Origin of the sequence: Paenibacillus paludis (genome assembly GCF_042610515.1) — a bacterium.
Lineage (GTDB): Bacteria > Bacillota > Bacilli > Paenibacillales > Paenibacillaceae > Paenibacillus_AQ.
This window is the reverse complement of the sequence record NZ_JBGJZP010000006.1, coordinates 410,992-420,452: the sequence shown is the minus strand read 5'-3', so window position 1 is coordinate 420,452 and position 9,461 is coordinate 410,992. Positions and strand designations below refer to the sequence as shown.

14 protein-coding genes and 1 tRNA gene are annotated in these 9,461 nt (G+C 46.5%); 8 read left to right on the top strand and 7 right to left on the bottom strand.

Annotated elements, in window-relative coordinates:
* Positions 1 to 59: 59 nt before the first annotated feature.
* Both papB and ACAN56_RS14885 read right to left on the bottom strand, forming a co-directional pair.
* The gene (gene papB, locus ACAN56_RS14890) at positions 60 to 1,448 is read right to left on the bottom strand and encodes a PapB family radical SAM/SPASM ranthipeptide maturase (RefSeq protein WP_379143758.1); all 1,389 of its coding nucleotides are present in this window, start codon (positions 1,446 to 1,448) and stop codon (positions 60 to 62) included.
* Between the two features lie 1,013 nt (positions 1,449 to 2,461).
* Positions 2,462 to 2,674: a helix-turn-helix domain-containing protein gene (locus ACAN56_RS14885; protein WP_038595298.1), complete on the bottom strand. Its 213-nt coding sequence runs from the start codon at positions 2,672 to 2,674 to the stop codon at positions 2,462 to 2,464.
* Between the two features lie 116 nt (positions 2,675 to 2,790).
* Here ACAN56_RS14885 and ACAN56_RS14880 point away from each other — a divergent pair, with 116 nt between their 5' ends.
* Positions 2,791 to 3,051 carry a hypothetical protein gene (locus ACAN56_RS14880; RefSeq protein WP_379143756.1) on the top strand — a complete coding sequence of 87 codons (261 nt, stop codon included), beginning with the start codon at positions 2,791 to 2,793 and terminating at the stop codon, positions 3,049 to 3,051.
* Between the two features lie 88 nt (positions 3,052 to 3,139).
* On the opposite strand, the gene ACAN56_RS14875 is transcribed toward ACAN56_RS14880, so the two are convergent.
* The 3 genes from ACAN56_RS14875 to ACAN56_RS14865 all read right to left on the bottom strand — a co-directional run bounded on the left by ACAN56_RS14875 (position 3,140) and on the right by ACAN56_RS14865 (position 4,592).
* A tRNA-Leu gene (locus ACAN56_RS14875) sits at positions 3,140 to 3,225 on the bottom strand.
* Between the two features lie 137 nt (positions 3,226 to 3,362).
* On the bottom strand, positions 3,363 to 3,842 hold the full coding sequence (locus ACAN56_RS14870; RefSeq protein ID WP_379143754.1) for a WGxxGxxG family protein: 480 nt from the start codon (positions 3,840 to 3,842) through the stop codon (positions 3,363 to 3,365).
* Positions 3,843 to 3,911: 69 nt separating this feature from the next.
* Positions 3,912 to 4,592: a M15 family metallopeptidase gene (locus tag ACAN56_RS14865; RefSeq protein WP_379143752.1), complete on the bottom strand. Its 681-nt coding sequence runs from the start codon at positions 4,590 to 4,592 to the stop codon at positions 3,912 to 3,914.
* Positions 4,593 to 4,721: 129 nt separating this feature from the next.
* On the opposite strand from ACAN56_RS14865, the gene ACAN56_RS14860 reads away from it, so the two are divergent.
* From ACAN56_RS14860 to ACAN56_RS14835, 6 genes are all read left to right on the top strand, one after another.
* Entirely contained in the window at positions 4,722 to 4,883 is a 162-nt protein-coding gene (locus ACAN56_RS14860; RefSeq protein WP_197073616.1) for a hypothetical protein, read from the top strand.
* Between the two features lie 172 nt (positions 4,884 to 5,055).
* A complete protein-coding gene (locus ACAN56_RS14855) occupies positions 5,056 to 5,565 on the top strand; it encodes an ATP-binding cassette domain-containing protein (RefSeq protein WP_379143749.1) in 510 nt (169 codons plus the stop codon).
* Complete coding sequence (locus tag ACAN56_RS14850) at positions 5,538 to 5,945, top strand: hypothetical protein (RefSeq protein ID WP_379143747.1); 408 nt, start codon at positions 5,538 to 5,540, stop codon at positions 5,943 to 5,945. Before ACAN56_RS14855 ends, ACAN56_RS14850 begins: the two co-directional genes overlap by 28 nt.
* Positions 5,946 to 6,024: 79 nt before the next feature.
* The gene (locus ACAN56_RS14845; protein ID WP_379143745.1) at positions 6,025 to 6,408 is read left to right on the top strand and encodes a hypothetical protein; all 384 of its coding nucleotides are present in this window, start codon (positions 6,025 to 6,027) and stop codon (positions 6,406 to 6,408) included.
* A 94-nt stretch (positions 6,409 to 6,502) separates the two neighbouring features.
* Complete coding sequence (locus tag ACAN56_RS14840) at positions 6,503 to 7,003, top strand: hypothetical protein (RefSeq protein ID WP_379143743.1); 501 nt, start codon at positions 6,503 to 6,505, stop codon at positions 7,001 to 7,003.
* A gap of 115 nt (positions 7,004 to 7,118) precedes the next feature.
* A complete protein-coding gene (locus ACAN56_RS14835) occupies positions 7,119 to 7,460 on the top strand; it encodes a hypothetical protein (RefSeq protein WP_379143741.1) in 342 nt (113 codons plus the stop codon).
* Between the two features lie 26 nt (positions 7,461 to 7,486).
* Here the strand turns inward: ACAN56_RS14835 and ACAN56_RS14830 are convergent, their stop codons facing one another.
* Both ACAN56_RS14830 and ACAN56_RS14825 read right to left on the bottom strand, forming a co-directional pair.
* Positions 7,487 to 7,828 carry a YolD-like family protein gene (locus tag ACAN56_RS14830; RefSeq protein ID WP_038595306.1) on the bottom strand — a complete coding sequence of 114 codons (342 nt, stop codon included), beginning with the start codon at positions 7,826 to 7,828 and terminating at the stop codon, positions 7,487 to 7,489.
* A 283-nt stretch (positions 7,829 to 8,111) separates the two neighbouring features.
* Complete coding sequence (locus ACAN56_RS14825; protein WP_038595307.1) at positions 8,112 to 8,756, bottom strand: hypothetical protein; 645 nt, start codon at positions 8,754 to 8,756, stop codon at positions 8,112 to 8,114.
* Positions 8,757 to 8,947: 191 nt separating this feature from the next.
* Between ACAN56_RS14825 and ACAN56_RS14820 the strand changes: the two genes are divergently transcribed.
* A complete protein-coding gene (locus ACAN56_RS14820) occupies positions 8,948 to 9,448 on the top strand; it encodes a PH domain-containing protein (protein ID WP_038595308.1) in 501 nt (166 codons plus the stop codon).
* Positions 9,449 to 9,461: the final 13 nt, after the last annotated feature.

Sequence of the window (9,461 nt, the reverse complement as noted above, 5' to 3'; positions counted from 1 at the left end):
TACACGGATCCACGCTTAACGAAAGACAACCTATGGTCATACAACCGGCCTGCAGCCGCTTAATTAATAGTCTGCTCAGAAGGAAACAACACTTGCTTATCGGTGTCACTTAACCGCAGATAGATATGAATCATCGTATCTTGAATCCTCCGCGTGTATTCACAATAATCCTCGCTGGGAGTATTCATATCGCCTGTTTCTTCTACATTGCTGTGCGGACAACCCGTAACACACAGGTTTCTGGCGAAACAATTACTGCATTTATTATTGTTTGCGGCGCTTAGGCTACGCAAAAAATCTTCTTTGGTCTGATACCCGTGCTGCACATCACCCAGAACGCTTTCCTTCCTGGATACAAAACGTTGGCAAGGATAGAGACTGCCGTGTATATCAATAGCGGCCAGATTTCTTGCAACCCCGCACGCCTTTGTTCTCATCGTAGAATTATTGATCTTGGCCAGTTCTTGTTTGAACAGCTTGTTCTTCAGCACCTGCCGGTAGTCCCCTTCTTTAAGTTTCTTCTCCAGGTAGAGGAAGAATGCAATATAAGCATCCGCTAAGCGTACGTAATCCTCCGGCGACAACATATTGAATGCAGGCGACAATACGATTTGCCGGAAATTAAGCGAGTCCAAATGATTAAAAATAGAGATCAGGTCAAAATTAAACGGGGTAACAGTCGCACGCACGCTTAACAGCCCTTTTTCGCGCAGCTTCTGAGTTCTTTTTATAATTACATCATATGTACCCCGCCTGTTACTGTAGAATCTGTTGGCATTCTGGGTTTCCTTGTCCCCATCAACACTCAGTTGAACACTAATTCGATTGTTGATAATGAATTCTTCGATTTTCGGGCTGATCAAGGTACCATTTGTTGTCATCGTAAACCTGATAATCTTATTCGTTCTCTTCTCTACTTCCCGGCAATATTCCACAACTTCCTTTATCAGCTTGAAATTCAACAGCGGTTCGCCGCCGAAGAAGCAAACGGTAACCTCATCTGCCTGAGTCTCCTGCATCATTAAATCTACGGAACGCTTTGCAGTTTCCAACTCCATGATACCGCTGTCACTATACTGGCCATCCTCACCGTAGCAATATGTGCATCTCAGGTTACAGCCTTGTACAAGCAAAAGAGAAATCATGCGCAGGTTACCTTCCGCCCGGGCTGTTGTCACCGGTTCACTAGACTTCTCTTCAATAGATCCATCCTGAGCCAGAGTTTCAATAAGTGTATTCATCTGGTCTTCCGACAGTACTCCCTCCAGACTCCGTTTAGCCTCGGCCACCGATTTACCCTTATAACTCAACAGTTGCATCACCATGTTATCAGCCCTATACAATCTGTTATTGCTGCATACATAAATGTACGTTGATTCGCCTTCTTTGTAAATTTTGTGATCTACAAAATGTAAAATCCGTTCAGGGGCAATCATACTCATCTTCATCTCATCCTCCTTCAGGTGATATACATAGAGAGAACGCTCCTCTATTATCAAATAAAGGAGCGTTTCAAAGGATTTAGTCTACGACGTCATACCATTGGCCATCGCAAACGTTGCAGAGATCATTGTCATTTTTCTCGCCGTCACAGAATTGACACTCTTCAAAGTCAATAAGAGTACAGCTAACCGATTTCTCTAATACAACGCGATTCATAAGTTCCAACATACTAGCATCTCCTCTTAATTTTTTTATAATGTACTAATGGTCCTTAGGAACCATAAGATCATTATCAAGATTAGATGAAACAAAGTGAATTTTGTCACAAAACAAAGACTGTTGATGCTTACAAAATCTATTTTAGAATATTTGATCATTATTAGGCTGTTTTGTATGCAAATGGTATAAAATTCCTTATCAACTACCTTGTATGTAAGGTTTTCTGGGCTGGTGAATATAAATAGGTAGAATACTAGATACATCTTATTATCATTATGAAAGAACGCTTCCAGAAAATTGATGCTTCCAACATAACATCACTGTGTTTACAACAATCTCTAATTATATCGTTTACAAAATCATCTTTGTCTCTATTTATTGGTTGGCGGTAACTCCGTTTTACTTGATCGGGTATCTCTTTAAGTTAGTTCGACTGTTTAATGCATCTTCAAAATACTGAAAAGCAAACAAAATAGAGTTACCAGTACAACGGGGAGAGCGGCAGCTCTTCCCGTTTATGCGTTAGTCCCTGAAAGGAGGTGAGGAACATGGATACAGTAATTTAAACTACCGGGAAGTCAGTGCTGACCACAGCGGGTGCACTAATTGGAGGAGGAGGAGCAGCACTTGGCACAGCAATATTCCCCGGTGCAGGAACAGCCGTTGGTTATTTATTAGACGCTTACGTTTGGCACGACTTCAAATGCAGTTTCTTGAATTTATCAATATAAGATCTATTTGAAGAACATTTATCCGACAAAAATAAAAGCACTCTCCCGAGTGCTCCTTCAATAACCATCTATTCTTCTGGCACATACTCAATTAAGTCTGACAGCTTGCATTGAAACATATCACAAAGTTTAAATAGCGTCTCCAGCTTAATAGTCTCCAGGTGGGCTTCTCTGTACAGCTTATTAATTGAATTTCGGCTAAGACCCGATTTCTCCATTAATTCGGTGATGTCGTCTATGCGATGTTTAGCCATTAGAACTCTTAAATTGCTTTTCAACAAAATGTTCCCCTCCAACTTTTATGTATGATAATTGCAGACAGCCAATTGACCTTATAGAGTTAAAATTTAGCTTCGCAATTAACTCCACGAGGTTAAAAAACTTGGAGGTGTCCTGTTTGTTTGAATCTTTAGAAGCTTTATCTGATCCATTGATTCGCATACGGGTTGAAGCGATGTACCGTGAACTGTTGGACACCGATTCTAACTATAAAGTGCTTTTACTGGAAAGCGATCAGTGCTTTCAGCAACTTAGGAACGCTCTGCCCGAGGAACAGCAGAAAGCTGATTTCCTGTATGAGGACACTCAGTTGTCGCTTCAAGCCATTCTTGAGCGCTCCATCTATTTGCATGAACTACAGATTTCAACACATGCTTAATTCGATTCTTTAATTACATTACTTTTTCTAACTTACGTGCAAAGAAAAGGCGCATTCACTTGAATGCGCCTTTCACTGTTGCTATTGATGCCGAGGACGGGGGTCGAACCCGTACGGTACTCACGTACCGCAGGATTTTAAGTCCTGTGCGTCTGCCTGTTCCGCCACCCCGGCATGAAATGTGCGTTGTAACGCGACAAGAAATATAATATCACGTATCCCGCAAACACGCAATCAAAATCCCAAAAATTTTATTTGCAAAAAAACATCCCGGCCGGAGCCGGGACGGGTCAAGTTCAAGCGTACGGATGCTATTGGCGATCACGTTCACCGCTTCTGCTGCGCATACCGGCCAGCCCCAGCAGTCCTATGAGTCCTAGCCAGCCCCAGTTGGAGCCTCTGCCGTTGGTTGTGGCAGCTGTAGTGGTGCTGGTCGCCCGGTATTTGGTGCCACGCGAGGTATCCGGATATTGTGTCAAGGTGTCGTTTGTTCCTGTACGGATCCTATCGTTCATGATCGAATCGTTCCTGTGTGTCGTTCCTGTAGTCCGGTTCATCAGGGTATTGTCTTCCTGGTTAAGCATAGGGGCTCCGGTTCTGGTCCCCATGTTGCCCATGGTGTTGCCTGTTCTATTCTCTGTTCTGTTCTCTGTCTTCAGTCCGTTCATTCCCGTATCAGGAACGGCCGAGCCCATCCCGGCCGTTCCTGCAGCATTCGCTGCGTTACCGGCTCCAAGCAAACTCATCGATAATACTGTACCGCATGCAAGGCTTGTGATCAGCTTCTTCAAGTTGTTATGCCCCCTTCATGGTTTGTCGCTGATAATTTCCCCACAAGGTGCGGCATCTATTCATACAAGTTATTCCTTAACGAGGTTGACGGTCTTGCTTGCGGCATCATAAGTTACCTTGGCGCCAAGCGCTTCCGCAACTGCCCGCACAGGCGCATACGTTGTCCCGTTCTCTACAAGCCCGGTTGTGAGCTTACGCCCGTTCAGCATGATGGTGATCCCTTGTTCCTCTGCCGGTTCGTTTGCGCTGATCTTAGCCAAAGCCTCTTGCACCTGTTGTTCGGTCGGACGCTTTCCGGCCAGTAGCTGAGCGGTTGTAAGTCCGAAGGTCATCTGCAGATGGGGATAGTCTTTAAAGGAAGTCCAATCGCCGCCCCATTCAAACCCCAGCTGTTTAGCTACCTCAGCCACTTCCTGCCAATCTGGGACCTTATCGCTGTCTCCGTCCCGGTTCATATCCCAGGACACGTTGTTGCCATCCGGCAGCAGCAGCGCAAAATCAATGGCCAATCCGTAATTATGATAACTGCTGCCTCCCCGGGCATTCGTAACAATCGGTCCCTTCTTGGTTCTGCCCTGCGCATAAAGCGCATTCTGTTCTGCAATTGTGCGCATCCCCTGAGTAATGATAATGGGGACACCCTTGGCATAGCTCCGCTGGATCAACTCATCCGCAGCAGCTTGCAGCACGGGATGAAGTTTGCCCAGCGATCCGGCAGATTTACTCTTAACCTGATCCAATGTCAGCATATAATCACCCCCTGGTATAGTAAATGCCTTCTCATGCTGCATTGCTTGTATACCTGTCTTGATCAAGCTCCCGGGTGGATGATTTCCGCAGAAAAAGGCTAAAATAACAATGAAGGGTGGGATAACACAATGGAGATTCACAGCGATAGCTACAAGGTGGCTGCACTTGCCGATCAGGAAGATGCCGTGGAGGTGATCCGCCAGGCCGAAGCGGCAATTGCCCAAATTACAGGCAACAAGGCCGTTACCCTGATCGCTTATGAGAAGACGGAGGCAACCGGCGTAAATTGAAATGAAACACCGGGATGAGCAGTTCATATCAGATGTGGAAAATAATAGATTCACATGGTAAAATCCATTTGTGAAACTCTTCACAGGGGGATTATTTCCATGACCTTACAGGGCACTTCCACGAGGAGTGCCTTTTGTATTTTGAAAACTCGAACTGGGTTTGGGGGCAAATGTGAACATCACTATTCATAATGTAGAACAAGTGTACCGGAATAACAGTCATGCACTGTATCCGGTACATTTGGAATTTCACGAAGGGGTTTACGGTCTGCTGGGACGAAACGGAGCAGGCAAGTCCACCTTGATGAATATTCTGACCATGGCCAAAAAGCCGACAAGCGGAACTGTCTACTGCAACGGTGTGGATATCAACACGATTCAGAACGAGTATAAAAGCAGGATCGGCTATTTGCCGCAAACCTTTGGACTGTTCCCGGCCTTGTCAGGCCGAGAATTCCTGATGTATGTTGCCGCTCTAAAAGGATTATCCAAGAGGCATGCAGCGGGCAGAATACAAGAGCTGTTAAGTGTGCTTAACTTGAATGAGGTCGGTGACCAGCATATCGCCAGCTACTCCGGCGGAATGAGGCAGCGGATCGGCATTGCCCAGGCTTGCTTAACAATCCCAAGTTTCTGCTGCTGGATGAACCCTCGGTGGGACTCGATCCCGACGAACGGGTAAATTTGAAGAATCTCATTACCAAGGCCGCGCAAGACGCAACCGTGATCTACTCCACCCATATTGTGTCCGATATTGAAGCAGTGGCAAGAAGCATTATTATCATGAAGCAAGGCAGAATACTGGCGGCTGGAGCCGTGAACCAATTAACAGAACCTGTAGAAGGCCTGGTATGGAAGATGAACGTGGATTACAGCGGGCTTGCTACCCTTCAGGACAAATACATATGCAGCAGCAGCAGTAGATCAAGCGACGGAATTGAGGCCCGTGTCCTTTCGTCAACACCGCCAAGCGCCGGGGCCGAGCCGGTCTATCCCACCCTTGAGGATGTCTACCTCTATCTCATTCACCAGGATAAGATCAAAGGAGAATCACCAGCATGACAAGAACCGCCTCCGCCTTAAATCTCCTGTCTGTATCTCTGGTCCTGGTGAAGGAACGCATACGAAGAGCAAGCTTTCTGTGGACAATCGTAGTGTTTGCGTGCTGTACTATTATTACTTTCCGGCGAATGATACTACCGGCAGCCTAACCACCGTTATTAAAAACAGTCTCCTTGACGGGCACTACAGAGGGACCTATAACTCCGTATGGATGGGTCTGCTGGTGGTGTTGTTTTTTAACTGTCTGCTGCTATTCGGGGGTATCTTCCTGATCCGAAACTCCATCGGAAGAGATGTTACGCTGCAACTGGAGATGTACTATACTACCTCTCCCCTAAATGTGCATCAATATGCGGAATCCAAACGTTTGGCAAATTCCCTCTACCTTGCGCTGGTTGCCCTGGCCGTTGAAGTCATGGCTCTGATCATGCAGCTCAGCAGGGGGGGAAAGTTATGCGATTGAGCCTCTTTCCTATATAATGCCTTTTGTACTGCTGATTTTACCCTTTATCTATGTATTATCCAGCGTGACGGTTTGCATGGAGCTACTCCCCCCGTTGCGCAGAAATCTCGGCAATCTGATGTTGTTTATCCTGTCCTATACCTATCTCTCCATCGTATTCGCCGGTGCGAACAAAACAGAGATCAATCCGTACTTCGATGTTACCGGTCTGCAGTTTATCGTTAAGAATGTATTCAGCCAGTTCAGGCAGTACTTTGCACTGACCCGTCCAAATGATCCTTCCATTTCCTTTTTTGAGACGATCGGCGATTATAACAACACTTTTCAGATGTACACCATGACTTGGGAGATCAAAATTGTGATCAGCCGGATCGTTATCGTGCTGGTTGCGTTTATATTTATGCATCTGCTCGTTGCCTTAACAAGCTATGAAAGGATCTTCGGAACCTCCCGTGCCCGGGTCAAACCGGCAAAAGCCAAACGCATCTCAGCCCGGAAACTGGCGAAATCTCTAGTACCGGTGAATCCAGCCTATACGGCCCCGGCCCAAAACCTTTTAAGGCCCAATTCATCAGCATCATCCCTTACGAACTGAGGATTGCCTTCAGGGGATCTGAAAAGCTAATGCTGCTGGTGCTCCCTTTGCTTGCTGCCCAGTATTTCCCGTCCACAGACAGCTTGCATGCGATAGGATTCCGGCTGGCCTCCTAATGCCTCTGTTTATTCTGTCAAGCAGCGGGTTTCACAAGCAAGAGGCCAATATTTACGCCACTGTAGCCTATAAGAATAAATACTATTTCAGTAAAATAATCATGTATATGCTGCTGCTTGCCTTATTTTTCTCCGGGACCTTGTTCAATTTATTCGTACACGCTCAGTACGCCGGGATACTTTCGCTCATTGTGGGAATTACGTTTGCCGTTGCATCCGCCAGCCTCACCGTTGTTGTTCCCCCTAATCTGTTCAATGTCCTGTACATGTTGATGTGGTATATGGGCATCATTCAAAAGATAGAGGTCTTGATGATGGTCTTCTCCTACAAAAAAATATAATCCGCATGCATTCCGGCAACCGATCATCAAACGATGTATACCTCCAAAATATCGTCCACGTTGACCCATTTCCATTCCTCCGCCCACTGCAGCTTGAATTCGCGCGAGTGGGTGTGAATGGAGGTCACAAAGCCGCTCAGCAGCTTGCGCTCAAAAGGATCAAACAGAACAACCGTCACACGGACATGCGCCCGCAGCGACAGAGCCAGCGTACACTCGATCTCCTCCAGCTTCTGTTCATCCAGAATCGGCTTAATCGTGCGCAACGTTTCCCGTTCATCTCTTATAATCCGGCTCTTATGCTCCGGTAGCATCATCCGGCTGCTCTCCCACAGGCCATTGCCTTTCAGCTTCTTGCCGAGTGTCATTGCCATTCCCCTTCCCGATGTTAATGCATTACTTATACTTTTCATAACACGAACGTATGTTTGTATTATATCCGCAGTTCCGCTTATTAATCAACCAGAAATAAATGACAGAGGGAAGTGCCTGTTTTCCACAAAATAGGTGTATAATTCTATATATCGTAAATGGAAAAAACGGCTGCTCCGTTCCAAATAACAAACAAAAAGGCGCACACAGCCTGCAGCTGTGAAGCGCCTTTTACCATTTTGTGTAAGGACGGACCTCAACTTTAATTGTGGGTATTCCTTATTTGCCCCCGGTAACGGTGGATGTCCCGGAATTTGTGCTATTCTCTGTCGTCGGAGCCAGCTTTACGTCCGTACTGCCCACTGCTGTACCAGACTCCGCATCCGCAGTCCCCGCAGCTTCTGTACCGATCTCGTCTTCGATCAGCCCTACGGCAGCCCTTGCTTCGTTCAGCTTGGAAATGCCATACAGCATCGCCACATCCGCCTGCTGGTTCATTGCATTGAACTCATCGGCCGTAACGTCGGGAGAAACGGCGCTTTTCGAGGCTTGCTCTTTAATGGAGTACGCGCTTTTAAAAGCGATCATTGATTCACTCAGTAGTTTTTGAACCTCTTCAGGCAGGCTTTTGGAAATCTTCACATCCCCCACCTCATCGGCAATTTCCGATGTCGCATCCTGGAATTGATCAACCGCTTTCTCCAGCTCCTTGTCCGAGGCTTTTCCTGTCGAATAAGAGGTTAAAGTAGTGTTGAAATTATCCAGGGAAGACTTGCCCTTTTCATCGAATTTTGACATCTTATCGTAGAAGTTTTGTACGGTCTCCTGCGCTTCTTCCTCTGAAGCAGGGGCTGAACTATTATTGCTGCAGGCGCTGAGGATAACCACCACCATAAGTAATCCTGTCAGTAAAGCTTTTCTCATTTTTGAATCCCTCCACTTAACAGAATAATGGCGGCTTTTGCAAAGTGCAAATGAAAATATTGTAAAATGACCCCGAATGAAACATTTTCCTAAAATTAAGCGTATTCATGGGTAAAAGATCTCCGGCCGTGACCGGAAATCTAATGGTATACTATAATCATTTCATCCAGAATAAGAGAGGAAGATCCCTTATGGCTTATTGCACAGCCTGTGGCGCGGAAAACAAGCAGAGTGCCAAATTTTGCGGAAAATGCGGAGCGCCTGTCGATGGAACGGTTCCAGCGGCACCGCACCAAACGTCAGCTAAAGGAATGTCCGGCTCCGGCTCAGGTCCGGAAGTCGAGCTGTGGGAGGGCAAACCCGCCGGCATTTCCGACCGCCTCAAAGGCCTCATAGGCCTTAACACAACTACCTACACGATCACCAGTCAGCGGATTATGGTCAAGACCGGACTTATCGGCAAGGATCTCGAAGAAGTTGAACTGCTGCGGGTAAATGATTTCTCTGTAGCCCAGTCCATTCCGGACCGTCTGCTTGGAATCGGAACGCTTACTGTGTTCTCCGATGACCCTTCATCACCACAGCTTTTGTTCCGGAAAATCCGCAAGGTGCAGTCTGTGAAGGATGTGCTCCGAGGCGCTGTCCGCAACGAAAAAATTGCCAACAACATCAGCTACCGCGAGCAAATCTAAGTTGTTGCGGCAG

Excerpts from the sequence above, each read along its gene's own strand:
- papB (WP_379143758.1), bottom strand. The coding sequence starts at position 1,448 with ATGAAGATGAGTATGATTGCCCCTGAACGGATTTTACATTTTGTAGAT.
- ACAN56_RS14865 (WP_379143752.1), bottom strand. The coding sequence starts at position 4,592 with ATGCTGACATTGGATCAGGTTAAGAGTAAATCTGCCGGATCGCTGGGC.
- ACAN56_RS14860 (WP_197073616.1), top strand. The coding sequence starts at position 4,722 with ATGGAGATTCACAGCGATAGCTACAAGGTGGCTGCACTTGCCGATCAG.
- ACAN56_RS14835 (WP_379143741.1), top strand. The coding sequence starts at position 7,119 with ATGCCTCTGTTTATTCTGTCAAGCAGCGGGTTTCACAAGCAAGAGGCC.
- ACAN56_RS14830 (WP_038595306.1), bottom strand. The coding sequence starts at position 7,828 with ATGACACTCGGCAAGAAGCTGAAAGGCAATGGCCTGTGGGAGAGCAGC.
- ACAN56_RS14825 (WP_038595307.1), bottom strand. The coding sequence starts at position 8,756 with ATGAGAAAAGCTTTACTGACAGGATTACTTATGGTGGTGGTTATCCTC.
- ACAN56_RS14820 (WP_038595308.1), top strand. The coding sequence starts at position 8,948 with ATGGCTTATTGCACAGCCTGTGGCGCGGAAAACAAGCAGAGTGCCAAA.